The following is a 26,095-nucleotide window of genomic DNA, read 5'->3' on the forward strand; positions in this document are numbered from 1 at the left end:
TAAAAATGGAAATGTTTAAAAAGATTAAGATTTATGATTTTGTCAAATATTCAAATTATGGCATTATCGCAAGCGTATTTTTGCTTATCATTGCGTTTGCCCTGCTATTTTTCAAAGGCTTTAATGCGGGGATTGATTTTGCAGGGGGGAGTGCAGGACAGGTGCGCTATGAAAAAATCGCTCCCATAGAGCAAGTGCGCACATTGCTTGAAGCGGATTCTCGCTTTAAAGGTGTTCGCGTTAGTGAGTTTGATTCTGCCCAAGAGATTTCTATTAAAATCCCACATAATGACGCATTAGAGGGCGCAAATATCGCTCCTATTTTAGAGACATTGCTAGCTCCTAGCAAAGAGAATGGCGGGGAGTTTGAGATACGCAAGCTAGATTCTGTGGGAGCGCAAGTAGGGGATGAACTGCGACAAAAAGGAATCATATCATTGCTGATGGCATTTATAGCGATGATGGTGTATGTGAGTTTTCGATATGAGTGGAGATTTGCGCTTGCTGGGATATTAGCCCTTATCCACGATGTGATTTTGACCGCTGCAAGTGTGATTGTATTTGAGATTGATTTAAACTTAGAAGTGGTAGCCGCGCTTCTCACGCTTATTGGATATTCCATAAATGACACTATCATTATCTTTGATAGAATCCGTGAAAAAATGCTAACTGATAAAACAAATGATATTAAGCTAGTCATCAACGAAGCCATTTCGCACACGCTATCTCGCACGCTTTTGACTTCACTCACGGTGTTTTTTGTGGTGCTGACTTTGTATCTTTTTGGTGGTGGGATTATTGTTGGATTTTCATTGCCTATGCTTGTGGGCGTCATCGTTGGGACTTATAGCTCGATGTATGTCGCACCAAAACTAGCGATTTTACTAGGGTTTAATATCGAGGATTATCACAAAAAAGAGATGATGAAAGCAAAGAGGGCGCAGGAGAGGGCGAGGATGCGGGCGCAATATGAAGGAGGACGCGTATAGCTTTTTTGTGAAATTCGCCTTTGGGTAATCAATTTGTGTAATCCCTATCCCCCGCTTCGTCTAACGGCGTATGTCTAATACGCCTCATTCGCTGGGCAAAACGATTACATAAAGCAATACCGCAAATGCTAGAATTTAGATTTTGTGTAAAAATCGTAGCGTTTTTAAAATCCAAATTCTAGCATTTGTGGTATTGCTTGTGTAGTTTTTTGTATTTTGACACAAGGTTAGCGCACTTATCGTGCGTGCCTTGTGGCAAAATACAAAATCTATGCAATGATTACCCAAAGGCGAATTTCCTAAATTTCGTATAAACACAAAATAAAGGAGCAACAATGGACTGGGGCAAAATCATTTTTATATTCTTTACCCTAAGCAGTGCCACTTCAACGGCTGGATTTTTATTTGCGCCCGATGTGGCGATACTCTTTGTAGCAGTCGCGCTAAACCTAATCGCCACCACACTTAAAATCGGGGTTCGCAAGCGATTGTCATCTGAACTCTTTGCTAGCTCGATTGTGGCAGATTTTCATCTTTTGCCCGCTTTTGGCATACTCCAAGTCTTGCACAATGAAAAACTTGCCTATGTCTTTGTCATCGGTGCGATGATGGCAAATATTTTTTCGCTAATCTTGCTATTTATAGAAAGTGCACAAAAGCAAGATAATGACTACTAGCAAAATCTACATAAGGCAGCATAATGCAAGATTATAATCCTAAAATTATCGAAAAAAAATGGCAGGAGTTTTGGCAAGCAAACGCCTGCTTTGAGCCAATCCACACGCAATCTAGCACAAACGCTAATAACGCGCAATCTAAAGTTGATTTCACTCTACCCAAAAAATATATCCTCTCAATGCTCCCCTACCCAAGCGGGAGAATCCATATGGGGCATGTGCGAAACTACTGCATAGGGGACGCTTTGGCTCGCCATTATCGCACAATGGGCTACAATGTGCTACACCCTATGGGCTGGGATAGCTTTGGTATGCCTGCGGAAAACGCCGCTATAAAGCACAAAATCCACCCCAAAAAATGGACTTATGAAAACATTGACACGATGAGAGCCGAGCTAGAATCTTTGGGGCTTAGCTTTTCACGGCAACGAGAGTTTGCCACAAGTGATGCTATTTATACGCGCTTTGAGCAGGAATTTTTTATCCAAATGTGGGAAAAAGGGCTTATCTATCGCAAAGAGGCGTTTTTAAATTGGTGTCCTAATGATAAAACCGTGCTTGCAAATGAGCAAGTCATTGATGGCAAATGCTGGCGGTGCGATACCCCTGTGGTGCAAAAAGAAATGAGTCAATACTATATGAAAATCACCGCGTATGCGGAGGAATTGTTGCGCGATTTAGATGGCTTAGAGGGGCATTGGGCAAATCAAGTCATCACAATGCAACGAAATTGGATAGGCAAATCTCGCGGGCTAGAGTTTAACTTTAGTCTAGATTCTAAGTCTTGTGAGAAATTGGGTTTGCCCTCGCAAAAAAGCCCCCTCCCCTGCAAAGAGGGTTTGGGGGTGGGTGCAAAATCTAAAACCCCTCCCCTTAATCCACTCCCGCAAGGGGAGAAAAAAACGCAATCAAACGCTCTAGATTCCACAATTAGCGTCTTTACCACGCGCCCTGATACCATTTATGGCGTAACTTATTGTGCGCTAGCTCCCGAGCACGCCATAGTCAAGCGCGTCTTAGAGCTAGGTTTGCTTGATTCTAGTGTGGCAAGCGCGATACAGGCTATGCAAAACACAAGCGAGCGCGACAGGGCGGTAGCAGAAAAAATGGGCTTTGATTTGGGATTAGAGCTACTCCATCCGCTCACAGGGCAAAAACTGCCACTATGGGTAGCAAACTATGTGCTAATCGAATATGGAAGTGGTGCGGTAATGGCTGTGCCTGCGCACGATGAGAGGGATTTTGAGTTTGCAAGTAAGTATAAATTGCCGATAAAGCGCGTAGTTACGGAATCTCAAAGCGCAAAATCTCAAAGCGCAAATTTTAAAAAAGATTCAGAATTTAAAGTGGAAAGTAGCGCAAATTCTACCCGCCCCCAAACCCCCTCCGCAGAGGGAGGGGGAATTTTTAAAAGTCGCTATTCCGCAATGGAAGGGGGACATATTAAAACCTCTAAAGAATCAAAAAAAATTACGCAAGCCTTTGTAAATGACGGGATTTTGCTAGATTCTGGCGAGTTTAGCGGGCTTAGTAGCGAGGAAGCACGCGCCAAAATCATAAAGCATTTTGAATCCAAAAATCTAGGCAAAGGCGTAACGAACTACAAATTGCGCGATTGGGGTGTGTCGCGTCAGCGGTATTGGGGTGCGCCTATCCCTATGGTGCATTGCAAGAAATGCGGAATCGTGCCTGAGAGATTAGAAAATCTCCCCATAACCCTACCCGATGATATTCTCATAGATGGCGAGGGAAATCCGCTTGATAAGCACGATTTATGGAAGCATTGCACCTGCCCCAAATGCGGTGCAAAGGCGTTGCGAGAGAGCGATACAATGGATACTTTTGTAGAATCTAGCTGGTATTTTTTGCGCTACACCACGCCACGCGAGCTGTGGGAAAAAGCTGCGTTTGATAGCGATTCTTTACGCTATTGGCTAAATATTGATGAGTATATCGGTGGGATTGAGCACGCGATTTTGCACTTGCTGTATGCGCGATTTTTCACCAAAGTGTTGCGTGATTTGGGCTATGTGGATATTGATGAGCCATTTGCAAACTTACTCACGCAAGGTATGGTGCTAAAAGATGGCGCAAAAATGAGTAAATCTAAAGGCAATGTAGTCGATCCAAACGCACTTATACAAAAATATGGCGCAGATTCTGCGAGGCTTTTTGTGCTATTTGCCGCGCCACCTGTGCGTGAGCTAGAGTGGAATGATAGCGCGGTGGAGGGCTCATATCGCTTTATCCGTAGGCTTTATGAGAGGGCAAAATATGCAAAAAAGTGTAGCGCATTGCCAAAAATTGATGCTCCCGCGCTCAATGAAGCGCAAAAAAACGCACGCAAAAAAGTCTATGAAGCATTGCAAAAAAGCAATGCGCTCTTTGAAAAACGCGCAAATGGCTATGCGTTTAACACGGTGATTGCGGCGTGTATGGAGGCACTAAACGCGCTAAGTGTGGCAGAATCTAACGCGCAATCTAGCGATACAAACAAAGCAAATAAAAACACGCAAAGCGAGCAAAATGCGCAAAATAGCGATATTTGGCAAGACATTTGGCGAGATATTTGGACAGAAGGGTATTTTATTTTGCTTAATATTTTAGAGCCAATTATCCCGCATATCGCGTGGGAGCTTAGCGAGGAGCTATTTAATCGCAAAAATTTCGCACCCATTGCCATTGACAAAACGGCATTAGAAGTGAGTCAAATCACTCTTGCAATCACTATAAATGGCAAAAAACGCGCCGAAATCACCACAAACATAGAATCTAGCAAAGAAGAGATTTTATCCCTAGCAAAGCAAACTGCGCAAAAATGGCTACAAAATGTGGATATAAAAAAAGAAATCCTCGTGCCAAATAAGCTAGTAAATTTTGTGGTGGGCTAGATAAAGAGGGCTAAAAAACGCCACATAAAAGCAAGTGCAACAATGAAAAGAGTATCAAATGTCTAGCAAACACTCACTATATTTTTGTGCGTATTTGGTTTGTGCTATGGGTTTTTTGCTAAATGGCTGTGGCTATATGCCATCAAGCGTTTTTGCCCAAAAAGCATTGGGAAATAGCGTATTTGTCAAACTCAATATCAATTTGCCAAACCCCGAAAATTCAGTGGATTTAAAAGATGAGTTTAACAAAGTCATCATCTCGCGCTTCCAAAACAAAATCGCAAACGCAGATGATAGCGATAGCATAATCACCATAGACATAGACAAAATCACAGATACGCATATAGCGGTAAGTAGCGATGCTTTTGCGACTTATTACCGCGTTAGCGTATTTACCACCTACACTTATGATGACAAAAAGGGCAACAAAAGGAGCGTAAAAAATAGCGGATATTTTGACTACAATGTCTCGCTAGATAACCCTCTCACAACTTACAACAATCGATATTATGCGATAAATCAGGCGTTTTTGCAGACGATTGATGGATTTGTAGCGATGATGGCGTATGAAGGGCAGATGAAATAAAATATGGAGGATTTAGATACATTTTTGACAAAAAAGGGAGCAGAATACGCGCCATTTGACACGCAAAGAGTGCATAGAATCTATGCACTCTTAGAGCCTCATTTAGAGAAGCTATACAGGCAAAGCAGGGAATCTAAACAAAACTCCCCCTTTATTATCCACATTTTAGGGACAAATGGCAAGGGTAGCACGGGGCGATTTATCACGCTTGGGCTAGCACAAAATGGCTATAAAGTCCTGCATTTTACCTCGCCACATTTATTTGATTTTAATGAGCGATTTTATATGGCAAATATGCAATCTTGCGCGGATTTGGTGGATTGCGTGGATTATGGGGCAAAATCTAGCGCGAAGGCAAAAATTACAGATTGTCGCACGCAAGATTCTAATCGACATAGAATCACCACTCATAGCGAGCTAGAAAACGCGCATTTATGGTTGCAAAGATTCCCTATCGTGCGAGAATCAAGCTACTTTGAATACGCGACTTTTTTGGCGTTGTATTTGGCAAAGGATTGTGATTTTTTTGTCTGTGAAGCGGGGCTTGGCGGGGAGTTTGATAGCACGAGCGTGCTAAATGCGGATTTAAGCATTTTTACGCCTATTTCTTTTGATCATCAAGATATGCTAGGAAGCAGTATCAAAGCTATCGCCACCACAAAGCTAAAGGCGATGAGTAAGCGCGTGATATTAGCACCGCAAGCCTACAAAGAAGTCCAACAAATCGCACAAAAAATCGCCACACAAAAGGGGGCAACGCTATTATGCGTAGAAAATGTGGACACTATTGCAAAAAGCAGTGTAGAAAATCATTCAAAAAACACTTTAGATTTTGCAAAAGATTCTGCAAAAAAAATCGCTTTGCCACCACATTTTAGCCACTACGCACAAAATCTAGCTCCATTTTTACAACAAAATCTTTTTGTCGCATACAAGGCGTTAAAATCTATCGGTATAAGCGTTGATTTTGACACTTTAGGCAAGTTTGACTTGCCTTTTAGGGCGCAATATATCACGCCAAATATTTTAGTAGATGTCGGGCATAATGCCCATTGTGCGCACTCTATTTTACAAATTGTTAAACAAAAACGCGTTATTTTGGTGTATAATACATTCTTTGACAAAGATGCAAAAACGATTTTGGGGATATTAAAACCTGTCATTGATAGGCTTTTGATTTTAGAAGTGCGACATAGTAGAATCCTCCCCAAAGATAAACTGATAGAGATTCTCCAAAATCTTGGCATAAAATATGCGGATTTTGTAGAGTCAGATTTTATACAAAACATAGAAAAAATAAAGGAAAACCCAAATATGCTATGCGTTGTATTTGGTTCATTTAGCGTAGTAAAAGAATTTATGGAGTTTTATAATGTTGCAAGATAAATTAGTGGTTTCTATTGTCGATGAAAAAGGCTCTAGGCAGTTTGCCCTGCCTCGAAATGTCAAAAAGCTCTTTTTGATAGCTCTATGCGTAGTGGCGGTGCTATTTTTGGCTAGTTTTTTGGCTATGAACCTACTTATGCACCAAATCAATAGTATCGCTAAACAAAAAGATTCTGCCATAGCTGAATATCACTCCATCTACCAAAAAAATGCCGTGCTAAAAAACCTCATACGCAAAAAAACCGATGAGCTAAGCGCGGTAAATTCTAAAATCGGCAAATTAGAAGATATTATGAGTTTGCAAAAATCTCATAGCGCAAAGCCACAGCAAGTAGCCCAAATCACAAAAGTAGATTTAGAAAATCTTAGCGACACGCAAAAACAACTTCTTTTAAGCCTTATCCCAAATGGCGACCCTCTTAAAAATTTCCACTCCAAAATCCCAACTACAAATAACAAATACCACCCATTAGGCGATATAGGCGGTGTAGAGGGCGGAATGGACTATATGGCTGATAAAAAAACCCCCGTATATGCCACAGCTGATGGCGTAGTAGTGCTTGTGCAAGAGCACGGCGTAACAAGCTTTGGTAATGTGATTAGGCTTACGCATTCTTTTGGGTTTAGCTCCCTTTATGCGCATTTAGATTCTGTCGTTATCAAAAAAGGCGATTTCGTCCAAAAAGGGCAACTAATCGGGTATAGTGGCTCTAGTGGTAGAAGTAATGGCGACAAGCTATACTATGAGATTAGCTTTTTAAGCAATCGATTAAATCCTAGCGCGTATGCAGAATGGAGTATAGATAATTTTGAAGTCGTATTTCACAAAAAAGACGGAATTGATTGGAAAAACTTAGTATGGGCTATGGAAGACATCGCTAAATTGCAAAAATTTCGCATAAGCTCCGCTACTCAAAAGCTAGATTCTACTAAGCGAACTCATCAATAATCTTTGGCTAAAAATCCATAAACCTTACAATAAAATCCCCAAATCTAGCGTAAAAACACACAATAAAGATACAAAATGAATTTTGATGAACGACTTGTGCTAATGATAACGAGCAAAGATGGCTCAAAATTTATCAATGTCAGCATATTTTTCCGTCAATTATCATTGTATGTGCTACTCTTTTTTTTAAGTGGGGCATTTTTTATCGTCATTTCTTTGGTAGTCTTTCGCGCTGAAGTGCGCAACATCGATGAAAAAACCTCGCTCATAAAAGAGCGCAATGAAACAATGCTTTTAGGCAATGCCGCGCTTTATGAGGAGATAAACCAGCGAATGGAAGAAATCACCATAGCAAGCGACAAAGTAGGCAACCTAGAGGAGCAAATCGGCGTAAATAATGTGCCTAATGAGGAATTATTAGAACGCATAAATGTCGCAAGTATCACAGGAGCGCAAAAAGCATTTTTTATGAAATTTATCCCAAATGGCAATCCTTTAGGTGGCAATTTTTTTGGGCTTGCAGGGGCGTTTGGACCTAGATTTCACCCTTTGATTGGCGAGTGGAAACAACACACAGGGCTAGATTTAGCCGCACCGATTGGGACTGCGGTATATGCTACGGCTGATGGCGTGGTGGATTTTGCAGATAGCGGATATAATGGTGGATATGGAAAATTAGTCAAAATTACCCATTCATTTGGGTTTAAAACATATTATGCACATCTAAGCTCTGTGCTTATAGAGGCAGGCACTTTTGTCAAAAAAGGACAACTCATCGCCAAAACAGGCAACACAGGCGTAAGCACAGGACCGCATTTGCATTATGAAGTCAGGTTTTTAGACAATCCCATACAGCCGATGAATTTCGTGCAATGGGATATGAAAAACTTTGATTTTATCTTTACCAAAGAAAGGAGCATCGAATGGCAATCTTTACTAGCGACGATAAACAATCTAATGGAATAGCAGCCCAAAAAGCTGGCGCAGCTACCATCATAGCGCAAGGCACACGCATAAAAGGCAACATTACCACAGATTGTCATTTGCATATTGATGGCGAGTTTGAGGGCAAAATCGATTCTAAAAACACCGTGATGATAGGCAAAAATGGGCAAGTAGATGGCGAGATTTATGCAAATAAACTTGTCGTAAGTGGCAAACTAAAGGGCTTGACAGAGAGCGACACGGTGGAGATTTCATCTCAAGGACGATTTGAGGGGATTATAACCTCCACAGAATTAGTCATTGAGAAAAAGGGCGTGTTTATAGGAGAGAGCAAACTAAAAGGTATGCAAACAGCTACAAAAAATGCTACAAGCAAATCTGTATAAACACCTAAACAACCACTTTGCGTATAGAATCCTCCTTGTCGCTGATGAAAAAGAGGCAAGGCAGGCTTTTGAGCTAGCTAGATTTGCGCACGCTAAAAATACGCAAAATGTGCCAAACCAAAACACTCCTAGTCAAAATACGCCAAACAATGCTTGCCAAAATCTAGCACACACCAACCAAACAACCCCCACAAAAACCCCCGCTAAAAATCCTAGCAGCACGCAAAATCCTAAAACCCAAAACCCAAAATCCCAAAATCTAAAACAAGATTTTGCCACTATCTTGCCACCTATGCCACTACTTTTGCCAGAAGCTAGATTTAGCAAAAATGAGGATTTGCGCAGTTTTTATACGGAGTTTTTGCAGATTTTAGCGGTGTTGCGTGATTTTTATGAGAGAGATGATACGCTACTTATTGCACCTATTTATTCGCTACTTTATGCCCTGCCAGCGCATAAATATTTGCAACACTTTACCCTAGAAGTCGGGCAACGCTACGATTTAGAGGAGCTAAAATCTAAGCTAGTTTGCTATGGCTATGAAGCAGTAGAAGTCATCGAGATGGAGGGGGAGGCTAGCTTTAGAGGCGATATTATTGATATTTATCCGCCTTTGTCGCGTCCTTATCGCATTAGTTTTTTTGATGATGAGTGCGAGGATATTCGCACATTTGATTGCGCTACACAGCTAAGCGACAAGGATACAAACTTAGAATCTATCGCTATTGCGCCCGCACTTTTTGGGCTAGATTCTAGCGAGTTTAGCGCGTTGCAAGATACCATAGATGAAGCAGTGGCAAACGATACGCACAATGATTTTAGTGATATGTTTAGCAGTATTTTTAGCAAAGATATTCTTTCTTGTGGGCTTTGGTTTTTAGACAAAGCAGGGATAGATTCTTTTATCTTGCCACAAAAATTGAGCTCCATTTTCACGCCAAATGCCCTAAGTGAGCTAGATGAGATATTGAGCGTGAGGACGCATTTAGATAGCTTTTGGCATAGCGCAAAATCTACTCTGTCCTGCCTAAAATATACCAATGACTACACAGATATAGATTTTTATACAGCTTCTTTAGCACCCATCATCACGCACAATCCACACAAAAAAATCACGCTTCTTTGCGATAGCGAGGCGATATTAAGCGCGCTAAATATCGATGAGCTAAGACGCATAAATCAAAATATAGAGATTTTGCCTATAAATGCAAATGTGCATTGTGCCACGCCAAGTGAGATAATCCTAAGCCTAAATCCTACCCAACACCATACCAAATCTCGCAAAAAGCCCAAACTCCAACTAGATGAGCTAAATATCGGCGAATATGTCGTGCATAGCGAGTATGGCATAGGGATTTTTCGCGGAATCGTGCAAGATAGGATTTTAGGAGCGGTGCGAGATTTTATCGCTATTGATTATCAGGGCGAGGATAAATTATTTTTACCTGTGGAAAATCTACATTTGATTGAGCGATATATCGCCTCTAGTGGCACGCTTCCCATTGTCGATAGGCTAGGCAAAGGTAGCTTTGCAAAACTCAAGCAAAAAGCTAGAATCAAACTTTTTGAGCTAGCAGATTCTATCATCAAACTAGCTGCCACGCGAAATCTTACCAAAGGCATAGCCATTGATACCAAAAACCCAGAATTAGCACTTTTTAGGCATTCAAGCGGTTTTACCCTAACCCTAGATCAAGAAAAAGCCATAGATGAAATCTACAAAGATTTGCAAAGTGGTGCGGTTATGGATAGGCTTTTAAGCGGTGATGTAGGATTTGGCAAGACAGAAGTAGCGATGAATGCCATTTTTGCCGTGCAAAAAAGTGGCTTTCAAAGCGCGTTTATCGTGCCTACGACTTTGCTTGCTTCACAGCATTTTGCCTCACTAGATTCTAGGCTTAGCCCGCTTGGGATTAAAGTGGCTAGGCTTGATAGATTTTGTAGCGCAAAACAAAAGCGCGAGATTTTAAGCGCGTGCAAAAATGGAACAATCGATGTGCTTATCGGCACGCATAGCGCGTTTGGCGTGGAGTTTGCGCATCTTGGGCTTGTAGTGATTGATGAGGAGCATAAATTTGGCGTAAAACAAAAAGAAGGGCTAAAAAAAATCTGCAAAAACGCGCATATCCTAAGTATGTCAGCCACGCCAATCCCGCGCACGCTAAATATGGCACTCTCCAAAATCAAAGGATTATCTCGCTTAGAAATCCCACCAAAAGAGCGCAAAGATTCTCGCACATTTATCAAAACCAAAAGCGATGCCCTGCTAAAAGAAATCATAAACCGCGAAATAAGACGCGGTGGGCAAGTCTTTTATGTGCATAATAATATCGCACAAATCCCATCCCTAAAATCCGAGCTAGAGGAGCTTTTCCCACATTTATCCATAGCCGTTTTACACTCTCAAATCAGCGCAAATGACACAGAGGAAATAATACACAATTTCTTGCTAAAAAAATACCACATTTTGCTTTGCACCGCCATTGTCGAGTCAGGTATCCACCTCCCAAATGCAAACACAATCATAATCGATGGTGCAGATAGATTTGGGCTAGCAGATTTACATCAACTACGCGGGCGAGTGGGGCGAGGGGACAAAGAGGGATTTTGCTATTTTTTGATAGAGGGCATAGAATCTATCACGCAAGAAGCCACAAAACGACTCCTAGCCCTAGAGCGCAACTCATACTTAGGCAGTGGAGCAAGTATCGCTTACCACGATTTAGAGATTCGCGGGGGTGGGAACTTGCTAGGAGAATCCCAAAGCGGACATATCAAAAATATCGGGCTTAGCCTCTATCTAAAAATGCTAGAAGAAGCCATAAACGCGCTAAGCGGTGGCAAAATCGATGAGGGCGAGAAAAAAGGCGTGGAGCTACGACTAAATGTCAGTGCGTATCTAAACCCAGAGCTAATCCCTAGCGATAGATTGCGCTTAGAAATATATCGCAGGCTATCGCTATGCGAGGAAGTAAGCGAAGTAGCGCAGATTGAGCGTGAGATAGAGGATAGATTTGGCAAGCTAGATGAGATGAGTAGGGCTTTTTTGCAACTCATTGTGATAAAGATTTTGGCAAAAGACAAGGGCGTGGCAAAGATTTTGCACTATGAGCAAAATATCCAAGTAGAATTTAGAGAATCTATGGAATCTAATGATTCTACAAAATCTATGACTTCTAACACACATTTAGCGCAGTCTAGCCGCAAAATCTCACTAAAATCCCCAAGCAAAGATGATGATGATGTGCTAGAGAGTATTTTGGTATTTTTGCGCCAAGCGTGATAAACAGCACACAAACACCACATTCAAAAAAAACTATAAAATCTTTTGCAGATTTTTTACAGGGGATTTTATTTTTTTGCCTTTTTTTGTTTATTTTACTTTGCTTGTTTGATTTTGTTTTTTGCCTTGCTTAGCTTTTTATCGCATAGGCGATACCACCAAAGCGTTTTATTCAAAATCTACAAAATCCACATTTTCTAACATTCCCAAACATTCCCCAAAAATCATTTTTTTTGTGTGGCTTAAAACTTTTTTAATCTAAATTTATTTATAATACATTTACTTTTTTACTAGGGTTTGATTTTGCTTTCTTGAATCAGCATTTGCGTTTTACACACATTGCTAATTCAAGTCTCTCTATGTAGGCACAAAGCCACATAAAAACAAAAAAGGACAACAAATGACAAATGCTATAAATACCACAAAAACTACGAAAATCCTAAGGGGGGGGGGGCAACCACATAAAAGATATACCAAACTAGCAAAATTTGCGCTTCTAAGGCAAATAACGCCACTTTGTGCGCGTATCGTTTCTGTAATAAACCTCACTTCAAAATCTACCCTAAATCCCACCCACAAAGCAACCCCAAAAACAAATCCCACCAACACAAAACCTAGCAAAATCCTTATCGCATCGTTGCTATTTCCTGCGAGTTTTGCGCATTTTGCGATTGCAGGACTTATCACGGAATGGCAACAACCAAATGTTAGCGGAAATCAACTGCTAAATAATCCATATCGCATACAGCTCACAGGAAATGCACTATATTACAAACTCACAGGTGCTACTACTTGGGTTACTAAGCCGAACAATGCGTCATACATAAGTGCTGTGCCAAATAATTGGGCAGAGTTTGTGGTAGTAGAGGGTAATATGCAATCAATCACGCTAAAAAGGCAAAATCGCCCAAATACTATCCAATACTTTACGGGCAAATTTGGAGGGTTTAATTTTCGCTCAGGCACTACGCAAAATTTTACCATAGAGCAAGATGGCGAGCTAAATGCAGGCTTTGCAGGCAGTGGTGGGCTATCTCAAGGCTTTGAAAGCGGTGCTTCTTTAATCGTCCAATCACCTGCAACAATAATGAATCTTACAAATAATGGTTGGATTAGGACACATACGCTAATCTATGGCACAATAGGCACGCTAACAAACACAGGAAATATCAATGATTTCCGAGTGGAGCGAGGTGGTAGCATCACTACTTTTACGATGAGTGGCGGACTTATCAATCTGCTAAGCGTAAATAATGGTGGCAAAATCGATACGCTAACAATGAACAATGGAGCGCATATCAACACTTTTAACATAAATAGTGGCGGGACGCTAAACAAACTTGAAAAAGAAGGCGGGACAATAGGCAGTATAAGCGTAAGTGGTTTTATTGATAGATTAAATAATTCTGGCGGAGATATAACCACAATAAGCCTAAGTAAAGGTGGCAGGATAAATACATTAACATTAGATAAAAATGGAAGTATAGGTAATATAAATATAGAAGTAGATTCTAGCCTTACTACTCTACAAGTAGATTCTGGCAACATTGGCAACCTAAATCTAAATGGTGGCTCATTAGGACAAATATCGGGGGCAGGCACGATAGGTTACCTAAATCTAAATAATTTTTCTATCCGACTAGCGAGCCCTGCAGGAAATTGGAATAAAGACAATGACACTACAAAATACAACAACAAAGAGCACCTATATGTAAGCGCACAAGGACCCACCATAACCAACATAACAGGCAAAGTAACCGTAAGCCTAGCGCAAGGTGGAAAAAGAGATCAAGTCTATGCGTATAATTCTATCGTTACAAATAGCAAGGGGGATAATAAATTTAACGATACAAATGTGGTAGCCGCACCGGGATTATTTATCAAACACAATCAAACAAACAAAGACGATAATAAAGAAGGATTTTCCCTCTCCCCTGATGTCAGCACAAGCTATGGTGCTAGCATACTGCGCAGTATCACTTTGCAATATATGCGCCGCTACATAATGACACAAAATATATTAGATTCTATGACGACAAAGAGCTTCCGTGCGAGCTACAAGCTAGAGCAAGAAGCAGAGTATAAATCTCTCAAAGATGATATGACGCGCCTTACAAATCGTAGCTCCAAATACGCCAAACAAAAAAAGCGCGACCAAAAGCAGCTAGACAAAGTGCGCGACAAGCTCGCAAAAAACACCCTGCGACAAAGCAAGGGGATAAATCTAAAAAAAGGCTACAACAACTACGAGCTAATCGACCAGCTTGATAAAATGTTTATCTCCTATGAAAGCGAACGAAACAAACGAGCATTTATCCTGCCCTATGGTGCGCATAGCACCACGCTAGGAGATAGCACCTCTAGCACCGCAGAGTGGGCAGGAGGCGCGATAGTTGGAATCCAAAAAAACCTACAAGGAAAAGGCGTGCTAGGTGGCTATCTAGGCTATGAATACGCAAACCTAGATACAAAACTCCCCACCACAAATATCACAATACAAACAAATAGCCTCCAAGCAGGGCTAAATCTATTTAAAACCTATTCTTTTAGCCAAAAGCCCGCAGAATACTACATAAAATCTAGCCTGCACGGAAGTATAGAATTGCCAAATCTATCCTTTATCGCACTTGGCTCTACGCAAAACTTTAAGCCATTTGCCTACTCCGCAGGGGCAGATGTGCGCGGTGGAATCACGGCATTTTTCCCAAAGAAAAACTCCTACATATCCCCTGAAATCGGGCTAAGCTATGATATGCTAAGCCTAAATGGCTTTGAGATAGAGCCTACAAATGAAATCTACAAGACGCATTTTTGGCATTTCCCTATGATAAGTGCGAGCGTGAAATACTATAAAAGCTGGAAAAATAGCTTTAAGACAAGCGCGACAATAGGCGCGAAATATAATATTTTCCACAACCTAAACAAAGCTAGCTTCTCTTACGCGGGCAATCCAGACACGCAAGCAATCGCCCTACCCCCGCTGTATGCAAATATAGATTTAAGCGCGATATGGGTGCTAAAGAAAAATAGCGAGCTAAGCCTAAACTACACGGGGGTATTTTTTGCAGGATTTAGCCCTAAAGCTAGCAATGGCGTAAGCACGGCATTTTCTCTACGCTTTGCGCATTGGTTTTAGTTGCTTTTAGTTAGGTGGTTTTAGATTGTCATACTGAGGTTGCAAAGCAACCGAAGTATCTCTATTTTTGATTTTATATGTTTAGATACTTCGCTCGTTTCACTCACTCAAGTAATGACAAAGAAACTTATGTCATTGTATGCAAGGATTCTACCACTGCGTCATTGCGAGAAAGTCGCAAGACTTGTGTGGCAACCTAGATTTTAGAGATATTTCGCACTTACGCGCTAAATATGACAAAATTTTTTATGGATTGCCACAAATCTAGTCTTTTTAACAAAAGCCTAAATTCTCGCAATGACGGAGTAAAAGCTGATTTGTAAATCCAAATAGACTGCCCTGCGCAAGTGAAAAGATATATCCTATGTTTTTTATAAAAATTACGCTTATTTATTTGATGGATTAAAGATATTTTTTGATTAGATTTTAGCAAGCAAGTTTGCGGATACATTGCAGCTTGCGATATGGCAAACCGCCCCACGCAAATATACATAGCCTTCGCTATCCTCGCTTACTTGTGTAGGCTCGCCACTAGGGGGGATAAGCATCGCCTTGCTCTCTACCCCAAAAAAGCGATACCCCACCACAAGTGCTGCTGCCATACCGCTACCGCAAGATAGCGTTACAGCCTCCACTCCGCGCTCAAAGCTAGCAAATTTTATGCGTTTATCATCTACTTTGTGCGCTATGGTGGCATTTGCATCAAATTTATTTCTAAGAATGGCTAGGATTGGCTTATTTTGGGCATTATCTTTGGCATTTGGCAATAAATCCTCGCTCAAAAAACATACCAAATGAGGCACGCCTGTATTGATATAAAACCACTCGCTATTTTTTAATATTTCAAGTTTATCAAGCGCAAAATGTGCTAACTCTTTAGAATCCTCCACAAAATCTTGCCCAAAATCTCCACCCAAATCGCTATTTTTCCCAAAATCCCCCATAGCCCAGCGCAATGCTAAATCAAAGCTAGAATCTTTAGATTCTTTTATAGCTTTTAGCGCGGGTGCATAGCTAGATTTTGCGCTTTCCATATAGTTTGTGATTTCTTTTAGCGATACAATCTCTTTTAGCTTTCCTAGCTTTTTTAGGCTATGGAATTTCCCTAGATTGCTTTGCACTATGTCGCCATCTACTTCTATGCCTATGACTCCTGCTTCGCTTAAAAAGCTATGCTTCTGTCTTGCTAGCCCAAAGCAAAAAGCATAATGCCCCACGCACCTGCTAGCATTGCCACACATACTTGCTTTGCTTCCATCAGAGTTGTAAAAATCCCATTTGTATGCGATATTTGCCGTGCTTTTTGGGCTAGATTCTTTTGTGTGTTCTTTGGTAGAATCTTTTGTTTGGTTTTGCGGTAGCACGACTACTAGCCCATCTGCACCGATACCATAAAATCTATCACAAAGTCTTTTTGCTAGCTCGCTAAAATCGCCCTGCATAAAGGTATGAAAGATAAGAAAATCATTGCCATTTGCGCAGTATTTTTGGAGGATTAGATTTTGAAATCTTGCGCTTTTACTCATACTTGCTCCTTGTGAAGTGTTCATTTGAAATAAACGCTTTTTGTTGGTGTTTTGTCGCATTTGGTTGCGTTTAGTTGCGTTTGGGGGATAAATTTTGCATAAAAGTTATGATTGTTGCGCTTTAGGTGCTAGAATTGTAGCGTATTTGAATGTCTTGCTAGCCTAAAGATTTATGCAAACGCGCAAATACAAATGACAAAAAATACACCAAAAAACACCAAAGGACACACAATGCCAACTTCGCAGCCAACTTCACAAAAAGCTATCTTAGAGCTAATGGCGACATACAACCAACGCGCAAATAAAGCGATGATAGAGGTGCTAGAGGATTTAGATGAGGGCGAGCTCCACAAAGATAGGGGGCTGTATTTTAAGTCGATTTTGGGGACTATGGCGCATTACACCGCCGCAGACGCCACATTTTTTAAAGATTATTTCGCACTCTTTTGTGTCTCTGCGCCAAGTAGCAACAAAATCGAAGCAATGCTCGAATCTCCATTCACACTCAAACCTGAAATACACAATGACGCGACAAACCTCTTTGCCGCACGCGAGGAAATCGATAGCTATATCTTGCAAGTAATCGCGGGCATAGAGGATTTTAGCGTGCTTAAAGAGCTAGATTTCCCGTGGGGAGCGATGAAAAAGCCCGTGTATCAATTCATCTTTGCCATACTCAATCACGGCACGCACCATAGAGGAATGATAGCAAGCGTGCTTGATACTATGGGGGTAGAAAACGACTTTAACGGCGCGCTTGGAATCTAGCTAGACGAAGAAATCTTGCATACATAGAATATCGCAATGTCTAACCAAAATCTAAAAATCTTTGAATCAACAAAACCTATCCTCTACCTTGTCGCTAGCAAAAATACTTTTGGAGGGAAAAGAAGCGAAGATGAGTTTTTAGGCATTGTGCGTGAGGCATTGGCAGGTGGGGAAAATGGCGTAGATATGCTCCAATTGCGTGAAAAATCCCTTGATGCAAAGGATTTTTACGCCCTTGCGTGCAGGGCGAAATCTATTTGCGATGAGTTTGGCAAGACACTAATCATCAATGATAGAATCGATATAGCCCTAGCCTGCAAGGCAAGCGGAGTGCATATCGGGGTAAAAAAGGATTTGCCCGTGCGCGTGGCAAGAGAGATTTTGGGCGAGGATAAAATACTAGGGCTAAGCCTAAATCAAATAAGCGAGATAGAATCTTTGGGTGAGGATATATTTTGCGCGGATTATCTAGGAGTGGGCGCGGTGTGGGATACCACGACAAAAGCAGATGCCATAACCATCGGCATAGATGGGCTAGCTAATATCATTGCCAAAATCGCCACTATCTCAAAATCTGCCACAAAATCCACACTAAAATCCACCGCAAAAAATGTCAAAAAACTCCCCATCATCGCCATAGGCGGAATCTATGAGCATAATGTATGCGAGCTAGCAGGGCTAGAGATAGCAGGAGTAGCAGTAGTGAGGGCGATAATGGACGCTAAAAATCCAAAACTAGCAAGCCAAAATCTAAAAGAAAAGATGTTAGCTACTTTGTCTAAATGATTTTGTTAAAATAGCTTTGTCTAAAAAGCGTTTTTTATCAAAGTGTTTTTTGTCAAAATCATTTTGCCTAAAAAATATAAAATCCACGCAACGCAAAATCTAAATAATGTAAATCCCACAACGCGTTAAAAAGGAAAAAAATGTTTGCAAATATACTAAATAAGATTTTGGCAAATAAGCCATTTAAGTCCAAAAAAGACAAGCCACAAAATCAGCAAGACACACACACCAAAATCGACATAAACACTAGCAACAAAACTAGCACAAAAACTAGCGTGGATTTTGCCAAATCTGCTTTAGATATGAGAGATGATTCTAGCATAGAAGCAAATCATAGCCATACGCATTCATTTCGCGCACAGGTATTTTTTGGGATTGCTTTTTGTGTGTCGCTCGGGCTTATGGCATATCTTTATTATGCGTTTTTAAATGCCCTTTGTATCGCAGCTCTGCTCTGTGTGGCAAGCTATTTTATCAAGCAGTGGTTTATGAGGCTTGTCAAAAACAACGGACTAGCTTCGCTTTTTAGCGTATTTGTGCTACTTTTGCTTATCATTGTGCCGTTATTTTTTGTGATTCATCGTGGGGCATTATCATTGCTAAATATCGATTGGCTTGCAGCCCAAACTCTCTACCAAAGCGCAAATGACAAAATCTCCTATATTCTCTCTCATTTGCCATTTGATATAAATCTAGGTTTGCCAAATAACGAAAATCTTTTATCCAAATTTTCACTCTCATCTATCGCTTCAAATGCCACAAATATCGCCTCATACATTATCAAAGAGAGCATAAATTTTCTAATTGATATTTGTTTTATTATGGTGTTTTTGTTTGTGTTTTTTTATTATGGAGGGCGGATTTATAAGTATTTAGAGCGGATTTTGCCTTTTGGGAGGGGGCAAGTAGCACTTGTAGCAGGGGAAATAAATGGCATGCTTAGAGTGGTGTTTTTTTCTACGATTTTAAATGTATGCTTGCAGGGCGTGGCGTTTGGCGTGTGTGCGTATTTTTTTGGGCTTGATGGCGTGCTTTTGGGCGTGCTATATGGGATTTGCTCTCTTATCCCTATTGTTGGTGGGATTTTGGTGTGGCTACCTACTGCGCTTTTGCTATATGCGCAGGGGCAGGCGTATCAAGCGGTATTTTTGGCGTTATATAGTTTGGTGTTTATCGCATTTATCATCGATAGTGTGGTAAAGCCATTTTTGATTCGGGTAGTCAATAAACGATTGCTTGATAAGCCATTAGAAGTTAATGAATTTATCATATTTTTTGCCATTTTTGCGGGGCTTGGGGCATTTGGATTTTGGGGGATTATCTTTGGACCTGCTATTAGTGTGTTTTTTATCGCATTGCTTAGGATTTATGAAAAAGATTTTGTGTAGAGTTTGTATTTTTGTCATTGCAAGCCACACAAACAAAGCGCAGATTCGTTAGAAAATCATTAGATTTGTATGGATTTTTGTCTTAGGTTTTGTCATTGTGAGCGGATTTTTCTTTGTCATATTGAGGGAGTGAAACGATCGAAATATCTCTATTTGCGTTTTTAGATTTTATAGATACTTCGCTTGCGCTAAGTATGACAATGGTTAATGTTTTGGATACTTCGGTTTCTGCGAAACCTCAATATGACAAAGATATAGATTGCCACGCGGATTTTGACAAATCCGTTCGCAATGACAAGATACCCACCCCCTAGTCCGCTCGTGCAAAGGGAGGGGGATTTTGGATTGCCACGAATCTAGGTTTTTTAACAAAATCCTAGATTCTCGCAATGACGGAATTTTTTGACAGGCTTATGAAGCGCAAAAACCTTTTATTGTCATATTGAGTTTTCGTAGAAAACGAAATATCTCTATCTCTTACCTATTGTCATATTGAGTGTTTAGCGAAATATCTCTGTTTGTGTTTTGAAGTTTTTCTAAAGAAGCTGTGCTTTGAGATATTTTTGTTTTCTTGTGAAAGCTAAGTCTTATAAGAGGGGGTTTAAAAACCCCCTCTTAAAATCATATTAAAGCGCGTAGGTTAGAGGCTATAAAACAAACTTTTAGAAGTCGTATTTGAGGCGGAGAAGTCCTACGAGTGCGCTTTTGTGAGTCGCTTTAGCACCTCTGTATGTTTGGATAGTGTCATAGAAAGCGAGCTGTGGGACGACTTGGAAGCCTTTTGCGACATTGATAGGGAGGTTTGCATAGACTTGGTAGCCGTGTATTTGGTTTTGTCCGCTATGGTAGTTTTCCCTTTCACTTCCAACACCATTAAATGTCGCTTGGTAGCCAGCACCTGCTGCTAGGGACAATGTATCATTTAGCTTTGTGCCAAACTCAAAAAGCAAGCCTGCTCTTTGCGCCCATATCCCTGCATTGATGGCTTTGCTATCATATCCATACAAACCTGTGTTTTGCGCAGTTTGTTGCTCGCCGTATAGATGCCCATTTATCCCGTAGTGGAAAAATGTCGATAGTGTAGAGTCTCCACCCACGCCAAACTTCGCGCCCACTAGCAAGTGTCCAGCGTGGACATTGTTTGTATTGCCTCGATTTGCGTAGTATTTATAAGTGATACCAGCTTTTAGCTTGCCTTTGTCGCCTAGCTTGGACTCATAGCTAAGGGCGATTCTAGGGAAAGTTTGTAGTCTAGTATTTACACCATAACTCTGTGTATAAGCGGTAGCCGCAGAACTACCCGCTTTTGCTTCATCTGCTATTATCGCTACTTTTGCCCCTGAGTGCTCGTATTGGACTTGGAGTTTGCGAGAGCCTGTGGTGATAGAGCCAAAGCCATTTCCACCTGCGTCATTATTGGCAAAGTTGGTTTGAAACCCTCCCTCAATCGTAGGGGTATCTAGCTTACCAAAGGTTAGCTTACCACCAGAGCCAAAGTCATAAGTGCCATAGACTTTGCGTAGCCCGGGTCTAAAAGCATTAGCATCAGTAGGACTATCAGTACTACCAAGAAAGTTATTCTCACTCAAGCCAAATTCTACTTTGGTGGTTAGCTTGCCATACTTGGTATCGATACCAAAGTGAGAGTTGGTTTGGAAACCGATTAGGAAGTTTCCTTTATTGCTTGATTGTTCGTAGTTTGCTTGACCTATATTGCCCAAATTGCCACTGCCACCTAGAAAGCCCCGCAAACTTCCATAAATATTTACAGAAGCATCTTTTTCCTCGTTGTTATACACTTCGATACCTAGCGCAGGAAGTGCTACTAGCGCAGCTAGCGCGCCACTTAAAGCCACTTTTTTCATTTTGTCTCCTTTTTGGGATTTGATTTTAGGATTTGCCTACTTGAGATAGGCACAAAATCCTAATGCTTGGTATTTTGCCAAAAAGAAGTAAAAATGAGATACAAAAAATGTAAAAATCGTGTAAAACGATGGGATTTTGGATTTTGTTTGGGGGGTTTTGTGGGTTTTTGGTGGGCTTGCTGTTGGGTTTTGGTGTGGATTTTTGTTGGGTTTTGGATTTTGTTGGGAGGGGGGTTTTTGGTTTTTTTTGGGATTTGGATTTTGTTGGGGTTATGTGTTGTTGGGGTTTTGTAGTGAGGGTTTTTTTGTCATTGCGAGAATTTGTGGCTTTGTTAAAAGTTGCAAATTCGTGGCAATCTATGGGTTTTTGTAGTGAGTTTGGATTTTTTGGGTTTTAGATTTTGTGTTGGGTTTATGTGGTTGGGGGTTTTTTGTGGGGTGGCTTTTGGTGGATTTTGTTTGGGGGTTTTTGTGGTTGAGGTAGGGTTTTTTGATGAGTTTTTGTCATTGCGAGCAAGCAAAGTGAGCGTGGCACAAGCCTACAGCTACAAAGTAGCAATTTAGCGTGCAAGCGCAAGTGGTCGCAAATTGTGTAAGCAAAATCTACAATGTAATGAAAAAATAATAGACTGCCACGCGTGGCATAAGCAACACTTGCAATGACAATTTTACCACCCCTTAATCTCCCTCGTGCTAAGGGAGGGGAGATTAAGAGGCTTATAAATCCGCAATGTATGGAAAAAACATAGGTTCAATCCAACTTAAACAGATTTTCTTTTATCATTTTCAGCAAGATTTTATACAAATCTTGCTGTTTAATTTGAGTATTATACCTAAATTCTGTTTCTTTTAAATGAAGCAAGAAATTCTCTTTTTTGATTCCTTTAAATTAGCAAATCTATGCTTTGCATAGCCAATTTTGCTTACATTTGCGAGCAAAAGCGAAGCAAAAACATTCTCAATGCCATTTATATGATTTTTGCCTTTTGCAAACTCATTGTTGCTATGTTTGACACGATGATGTGCCTTTGCCCCTTTTGCTTGCAGTTGTAAGCGTAAGCGAAGCAAAAAATCTACTAGCCCATCATAAGCCCTCCAATCATCATACAATTTTGCACTATAAAATTCTGTCTCACTCATATTGCTTAAATTCTGTATTATAGGCAAAAGCTCATCTGCCAAGCAATGTTTTACAATTTGAGTATAAACACAATTATTTCGTTTTAGCATACCTTTTGCTTGCAGTTGTAAGTGAAACAAAGCAAAAATACAGAAGTTTTCTTATCTGCTACACGCCCTCTTTTGCCTCTCACTCTTTTAGCACCCAAAATCTATATCAAAAGATTGCTTTCATCAACTTCGATTTCACCATTTAATGTAGAGATTTTTTCACATTCTTTGGCGATTAAAATGCGGATTTGATTGATGATTTTATTGATACTTTGACGAGAAATTTTGCTTAATTTTGCAATTTTAACAGCTTCAATATCAAGACTTCTTGCAAAGTTAAGAGTGTAAGCGAAGTAGAAACATATTTAAGAATCTTTTTTTAAATCTATCTTGTTTTTGATTCTCTTAGCCTCTTAAATTCTTGCAAAGGTTTTTATGTGTATCAATATACTTGTTTTTTATCGCTGACATCATAACTTAAGACTCCTTTATGTGAGATTAAGTTGGATTGAGCCTTAATAAAAAACCTAAGGAGTGAAAACATTTAAACATAAAATCTAAATGCTTTGATTATGATTGTGCTATTTAAGACTTCCATATTAAACCTTTGAAATTTTGCTTCTAAAGGCTTAGCGTTTTGACAAGAAACTATCTTAGCAGATTTTATTGTCATTGCGAGTTTTTGCTACCTGAACAAAAATTGCAAAATCGTGGTAATCTACACTCGTGCTGTCATTACACGCGTTGCATTTTTAGCTTCAAATGAAACGCGTGGCAATCCATTTATTAGATTTTGTCAAAAGTGTTTTTTTTTTTTTTTTGACATTTTATAGCGATAAATTGCCACGCTCACTGCGTTCGCTCGCAATGACAGCAACACAAATTCTTGAAATGACAGAATTTCCACCTCCCGTGCGGAGGGGGCTAGGGGGTGGGTATCTTTAGATTCCACTTCCAAGATTTCTTTGCACAATTCAAAAGCAGATTCTAGCAAAGTAGATATTGCAAAAGAAAAATCTAGCGTTGCAAGCCTTGAAAAAGCAAAATCTAATAATGCAAATTTTGCTAGCGTAAAATCTAACCACCCCCTTAGTCCCCATCGTGCTAAGGGAGGGGGCTTATTTTGGATTGCCACGCTCGTTTCACTCACTCGCAATGACGGAGTTTTCTTTGTCATATTGAGCGTTAGCGAAATATCTCTCTTGTTATTTTTTTGCATTTGAGATACTTTGCACGCACGCGCTTAAGTATGACAACTTTTTAAAATTTATACCCCACTTGTAACCAAAAAAGTTATTGAGTAGCCATTTAGTTTTGCCTATATTAAAGGTGTGTGTGGTATTTAATCGCAAAGTCCAAGGTCGCGCATAGTTATCCACAGGTCTATCTCTATACTTGATAATCTGCCCATTATACACCACATCATCGTTGTCATAATACGCGCTATCTGTGCCATAAATGTTGTATCCGCGATTAACCTGTGTATAGTCAAAGGCAAAAAGATAATTATGTGTTATTCCATAAGTTTGTATGAGTTTGGTATTTTGCACAATGAAAGAAATAATATGACTTTCGCTTTTTCCATCATTTGTCCAAGTAGTATAGTTTCCGCCATTTGTGCCATATCCATAGCCCGGCTCAAGTGGCGGTTGAGGTTTCAAATTGTTTCTTTGCATTTGCATTATCTCATCTTTACCATCTCTATAAATATATTTCAGTGTCGCGCCAAAGATTCCTAGATTTTGTGTGATTGCGCCCATTAACTCATCACTATATGGAACTTTTAGTTTGCTAAATTTATAACTTGAATACACCATTGCGGCTGGATTTGTGGATTCTACCCACGCATCATTTGGAGAATTTCTAGTCCATTGGCTAGCAGAGCTATTGAGATAATCATAGAATCGATACGAAAAAAGATTGCGTCCATAGTAGCGATTTGCCCCAAATGTGATTTGTGTTTTAAATTCTGAACTTGCAGGCGTGGCATAGTTAATAGAGAATCTAGGCGCAAGGCTTTGCTTGCTCATATAGCTATCCCCATCAAAGCGCAAGCCCAGGCGCGTATTTATCTCTCCTACCTTTCCTAAATCAAAATTTATATCATCTTCGACAAAAGCCCCATAAGCGATATTATCAAACTCTACATTGCCCTTTGGTAAATAAAATGTAAGCAGATTAAAATACTGCCCTACGATTGTATCCCAATTTGCATTCCAACCTAACTGATTAAATGTGGCATTGTTAGGCACTTTGTCTTTTGGTCGCACATTTGAGCAACTCCAAATACCAAAGCTATCAGGCGTATTTGGACAAGATTGCCCTACTAATGGAGCTGGATTAGTAAAGCCATAATACTCATTTAAGCGATTTTTGCCTAACTTTTGATAATCCAAATCGACTCCTACGCGGAAATTATGCGCAGTGCGCCACACGCTTAATGGACTAAATGTAAAATCACTTTTGTAATTAAGCGTATTTTGTAACTCATCTATATCACCATAACCACCCTCATTTGCCCTTGCAGTCCCTACGCTCGCAGTAGGAGAATACGCCCAATTTTTCTCATCACTCACAAACCAGCTTAGCCAATAGTTTGTATCACTGCGCCTAGAATTTTCTAACCTTGAGTATCCTAGCGAGTTTGTCCATAGCCCCGCATTACTCTGCCATAACGCTTTTAGTCCCGCTTGCCATCCGCCACTTTCCATTGAATAGTAGCTGTCTTTTGCAAGTGCGTGGTAATAGGTGTTAAATTGTGGCATATAAGCGAGGTTTGCCTCTATCGTGAGATTTTCACTCGGGTTATAAAATATCTTTGCATAATAATTGTAACTTTGTCGTTTTTGTTCGCGTGTCTTTTTAGAATCTGCCCCAGCACCCATAAAATCTCCGTAGGCTTGTAGCGGGATAAAACTCTGCGTGGTGTTAAAGCTCGCTATAAGCCCTAGATTCTCCGTGATATAGCCCTCCACGCTAGATTTTATTAGATGCTTATGAAATTGTGGTTGGTAGTTTTCATCAGCACTTGTCGCAAAGTTTGCTTCTTGGTCTTGGTGGATATGGTATTGTGTGAGGTGGTTTGAAGTATGCTGATAGCTAATATTTGCGTGCCAACCATTGATACCACTATTATCTTTGCGTGGCTTGCGCACCTGTGCCTCCACTACGCCACCTGTGAAGCCCCCATAACTTGCACTTACATTACTATCAAGCACGGTGATAGATTCTAAAAGGCTAGTATCAATATTTAACCCTTGAGAACGCCCACCTCTCAATGTTGTAGGTCCATTTGTAGTCCCACCAGCTGGTTCTAAATCATTATTCATATTAAAGCCATCGATTTGGAAGTTGTTTTGATAGA

Annotated in this window: 20 protein-coding genes and 1 pseudogene; 15 read left to right on the forward strand and 6 right to left on the reverse strand. The window is 40.4% G+C overall.

The window, feature by feature from the left end; all coding sequences use genetic code 11:
* Window positions 1-5: 5 nt before the first annotated feature.
* Entirely contained in the window at window positions 6-989 is a 984-nt protein-coding gene (secF, locus tag ACWIX0_RS07370) for a protein translocase subunit SecF (RefSeq protein WP_454173247.1), read from the forward strand.
* A gap of 28 nt (window positions 990-1,017) precedes the next feature.
* Here the strand turns inward: secF and ACWIX0_RS07375 are convergent, their stop codons facing one another.
* A complete protein-coding gene (locus ACWIX0_RS07375; RefSeq protein WP_454173249.1) occupies window positions 1,018-1,164 on the reverse strand; it encodes a hypothetical protein in 147 nt (48 codons plus the stop codon).
* Window positions 1,165-1,324: 160 nt separating this feature from the next.
* Here ACWIX0_RS07375 and ACWIX0_RS07380 point away from each other — a divergent pair, with 160 nt between their 5' ends.
* The 10 genes from ACWIX0_RS07380 to ACWIX0_RS07425 all read left to right on the forward strand — a co-directional run bounded on the left by ACWIX0_RS07380 (window position 1,325) and on the right by ACWIX0_RS07425 (window position 15,428).
* Window positions 1,325-1,666, forward strand: coding sequence for a DUF6394 family protein (locus tag ACWIX0_RS07380; RefSeq protein ID WP_454173251.1), 342 nt, complete (start codon window positions 1,325-1,327; stop codon window positions 1,664-1,666).
* A 23-nt stretch (window positions 1,667-1,689) separates the two neighbouring features.
* Window positions 1,690-4,557 (forward strand): leucine--tRNA ligase, encoded by a 2,868-nt coding sequence (locus ACWIX0_RS07385; RefSeq protein WP_454173253.1) that lies wholly within the window; start codon window positions 1,690-1,692, stop codon window positions 4,555-4,557.
* 58 nt (window positions 4,558-4,615) lie between these two features.
* The gene (gene lptE / locus ACWIX0_RS07390; protein ID WP_454173254.1) at window positions 4,616-5,143 is read left to right on the forward strand and encodes an LPS assembly lipoprotein LptE; all 528 of its coding nucleotides are present in this window, start codon (window positions 4,616-4,618) and stop codon (window positions 5,141-5,143) included.
* A 3-nt stretch (window positions 5,144-5,146) separates the two neighbouring features.
* A complete protein-coding gene (locus tag ACWIX0_RS07395; RefSeq protein ID WP_454173256.1) occupies window positions 5,147-6,529 on the forward strand; it encodes a bifunctional folylpolyglutamate synthase/dihydrofolate synthase in 1,383 nt (460 codons plus the stop codon).
* The gene (locus tag ACWIX0_RS07400) at window positions 6,516-7,478 is read left to right on the forward strand and encodes a M23 family metallopeptidase (RefSeq protein ID WP_454173258.1); all 963 of its coding nucleotides are present in this window, start codon (window positions 6,516-6,518) and stop codon (window positions 7,476-7,478) included. The genes ACWIX0_RS07395 and ACWIX0_RS07400 overlap by 14 nt, the downstream gene beginning before the upstream one ends.
* A 75-nt stretch (window positions 7,479-7,553) precedes the next feature.
* Complete coding sequence (locus ACWIX0_RS07405; protein ID WP_454173260.1) at window positions 7,554-8,444, forward strand: M23 family metallopeptidase; 891 nt, start codon at window positions 7,554-7,556, stop codon at window positions 8,442-8,444.
* A complete protein-coding gene (locus ACWIX0_RS07410) occupies window positions 8,402-8,809 on the forward strand; it encodes a bactofilin family protein (protein WP_454173262.1) in 408 nt (135 codons plus the stop codon). The genes ACWIX0_RS07405 and ACWIX0_RS07410 overlap by 43 nt, the downstream gene beginning before the upstream one ends.
* A complete protein-coding gene (gene mfd, locus ACWIX0_RS07415) occupies window positions 8,787-12,092 on the forward strand; it encodes a transcription-repair coupling factor (RefSeq protein WP_454173264.1) in 3,306 nt (1,101 codons plus the stop codon). The genes ACWIX0_RS07410 and mfd overlap by 23 nt, the downstream gene beginning before the upstream one ends.
* 400 nt (window positions 12,093-12,492) lie before the next feature.
* Window positions 12,493-15,228 carry a hypothetical protein gene (locus tag ACWIX0_RS07420; protein WP_454173266.1) on the forward strand — a complete coding sequence of 912 codons (2,736 nt, stop codon included), beginning with the start codon at window positions 12,493-12,495 and terminating at the stop codon, window positions 15,226-15,228.
* A gap of 77 nt (window positions 15,229-15,305) precedes the next feature.
* On the forward strand, window positions 15,306-15,428 hold the full coding sequence (locus tag ACWIX0_RS07425) for a hypothetical protein (protein ID WP_454173268.1): 123 nt from the start codon (window positions 15,306-15,308) through the stop codon (window positions 15,426-15,428).
* A 219-nt stretch (window positions 15,429-15,647) separates the two neighbouring features.
* Here ACWIX0_RS07425 and ACWIX0_RS07430 read toward each other — a convergent pair whose 3' ends face one another.
* Window positions 15,648-16,754, reverse strand: coding sequence for a hypothetical protein (locus ACWIX0_RS07430; protein WP_454173270.1), 1,107 nt, complete (start codon window positions 16,752-16,754; stop codon window positions 15,648-15,650).
* Between the two features lie 231 nt (window positions 16,755-16,985).
* Between ACWIX0_RS07430 and ACWIX0_RS07435 the strand changes: the two genes are divergently transcribed.
* The 3 genes from ACWIX0_RS07435 to ACWIX0_RS07445 all read left to right on the forward strand — a co-directional run bounded on the left by ACWIX0_RS07435 (window position 16,986) and on the right by ACWIX0_RS07445 (window position 19,696).
* On the forward strand, window positions 16,986-17,522 hold the full coding sequence (locus ACWIX0_RS07435) for a DinB family protein (protein ID WP_454173271.1): 537 nt from the start codon (window positions 16,986-16,988) through the stop codon (window positions 17,520-17,522).
* A gap of 36 nt (window positions 17,523-17,558) precedes the next feature.
* Window positions 17,559-18,308 carry a thiamine phosphate synthase gene (gene thiE, locus ACWIX0_RS07440; protein ID WP_454173272.1) on the forward strand — a complete coding sequence of 250 codons (750 nt, stop codon included), beginning with the start codon at window positions 17,559-17,561 and terminating at the stop codon, window positions 18,306-18,308.
* 140 nt (window positions 18,309-18,448) lie between these two features.
* Window positions 18,449-19,696 (forward strand): AI-2E family transporter, encoded by a 1,248-nt coding sequence (locus tag ACWIX0_RS07445; RefSeq protein WP_454173274.1) that lies wholly within the window; start codon window positions 18,449-18,451, stop codon window positions 19,694-19,696.
* Window positions 19,697-20,358: 662 nt separating this feature from the next.
* On the opposite strand, the gene ACWIX0_RS07450 is transcribed toward ACWIX0_RS07445, so the two are convergent.
* Window positions 20,359-21,561, reverse strand: a complete 1,203-nt coding sequence (locus ACWIX0_RS07450; RefSeq protein WP_454173276.1) for a hypothetical protein — start codon at window positions 21,559-21,561, stop codon at window positions 20,359-20,361.
* Window positions 21,562-21,933: 372 nt separating this feature from the next.
* On the opposite strand from ACWIX0_RS07450, the gene ACWIX0_RS07455 reads away from it, so the two are divergent.
* A complete protein-coding gene (locus ACWIX0_RS07455; RefSeq protein ID WP_454173278.1) occupies window positions 21,934-22,125 on the forward strand; it encodes a hypothetical protein in 192 nt (63 codons plus the stop codon).
* Between the two features lie 187 nt (window positions 22,126-22,312).
* Here the strand turns inward: ACWIX0_RS07455 and ACWIX0_RS07460 are convergent.
* From ACWIX0_RS07460 to ACWIX0_RS07470, 3 genes and pseudogenes are all read right to left on the reverse strand, one after another.
* A pseudogene (locus ACWIX0_RS07460) lies at window positions 22,313-23,051 on the reverse strand (hypothetical protein); the annotation flags it as partial.
* A 476-nt stretch (window positions 23,052-23,527) separates the two neighbouring features.
* Window positions 23,528-23,950 carry a hypothetical protein gene (locus ACWIX0_RS07465; protein WP_454173280.1) on the reverse strand — a complete coding sequence of 141 codons (423 nt, stop codon included), beginning with the start codon at window positions 23,948-23,950 and terminating at the stop codon, window positions 23,528-23,530.
* The coding region (locus tag ACWIX0_RS07470; RefSeq protein WP_454173282.1) for a TonB-dependent receptor at window positions 23,937-26,095 on the reverse strand (2,159 nt) is incomplete at its 5' end. The genes ACWIX0_RS07470 and ACWIX0_RS07465, both read right to left, overlap by 14 nt.

The organism is Helicobacter sp. T3_23-1059 (assembly GCF_053654515.1).

Excerpts from the sequence above, each read along its gene's own strand:
- secF (WP_454173247.1), top strand. The coding sequence starts at position 6 with ATGGAAATGTTTAAAAAGATTAAGATTTATGATTTTGTCAAATATTCA.
- ACWIX0_RS07380 (WP_454173251.1), top strand. The coding sequence starts at position 1,325 with ATGGACTGGGGCAAAATCATTTTTATATTCTTTACCCTAAGCAGTGCC.
- ACWIX0_RS07385 (WP_454173253.1), top strand. The coding sequence starts at position 1,690 with ATGCAAGATTATAATCCTAAAATTATCGAAAAAAAATGGCAGGAGTTT.
- lptE (WP_454173254.1), top strand. The coding sequence starts at position 4,616 with ATGTCTAGCAAACACTCACTATATTTTTGTGCGTATTTGGTTTGTGCT.
- ACWIX0_RS07395 (WP_454173256.1), top strand. The coding sequence starts at position 5,147 with ATGGAGGATTTAGATACATTTTTGACAAAAAAGGGAGCAGAATACGCG.
- ACWIX0_RS07400 (WP_454173258.1), top strand. The coding sequence starts at position 6,516 with ATGTTGCAAGATAAATTAGTGGTTTCTATTGTCGATGAAAAAGGCTCT.
- ACWIX0_RS07405 (WP_454173260.1), top strand. The coding sequence starts at position 7,554 with ATGAATTTTGATGAACGACTTGTGCTAATGATAACGAGCAAAGATGGC.
- ACWIX0_RS07410 (WP_454173262.1), top strand. The coding sequence starts at position 8,402 with ATGGCAATCTTTACTAGCGACGATAAACAATCTAATGGAATAGCAGCC.
- mfd (WP_454173264.1), top strand. The coding sequence starts at position 8,787 with ATGCTACAAGCAAATCTGTATAAACACCTAAACAACCACTTTGCGTAT.
- ACWIX0_RS07420 (WP_454173266.1), top strand. The coding sequence starts at position 12,493 with ATGACAAATGCTATAAATACCACAAAAACTACGAAAATCCTAAGGGGG.
- ACWIX0_RS07425 (WP_454173268.1), top strand. The coding sequence starts at position 15,306 with ATGTTTAGATACTTCGCTCGTTTCACTCACTCAAGTAATGACAAAGAA.
- ACWIX0_RS07430 (WP_454173270.1), bottom strand. The coding sequence starts at position 16,754 with ATGAGTAAAAGCGCAAGATTTCAAAATCTAATCCTCCAAAAATACTGC.
- ACWIX0_RS07435 (WP_454173271.1), top strand. The coding sequence starts at position 16,986 with ATGCCAACTTCGCAGCCAACTTCACAAAAAGCTATCTTAGAGCTAATG.
- thiE (WP_454173272.1), top strand. The coding sequence starts at position 17,559 with ATGTCTAACCAAAATCTAAAAATCTTTGAATCAACAAAACCTATCCTC.
- ACWIX0_RS07445 (WP_454173274.1), top strand. The coding sequence starts at position 18,449 with ATGTTTGCAAATATACTAAATAAGATTTTGGCAAATAAGCCATTTAAG.
- ACWIX0_RS07450 (WP_454173276.1), bottom strand. The coding sequence starts at position 21,561 with ATGAAAAAAGTGGCTTTAAGTGGCGCGCTAGCTGCGCTAGTAGCACTT.
- ACWIX0_RS07465 (WP_454173280.1), bottom strand. The coding sequence starts at position 23,950 with ATGCAAAAAAATAACAAGAGAGATATTTCGCTAACGCTCAATATGACA.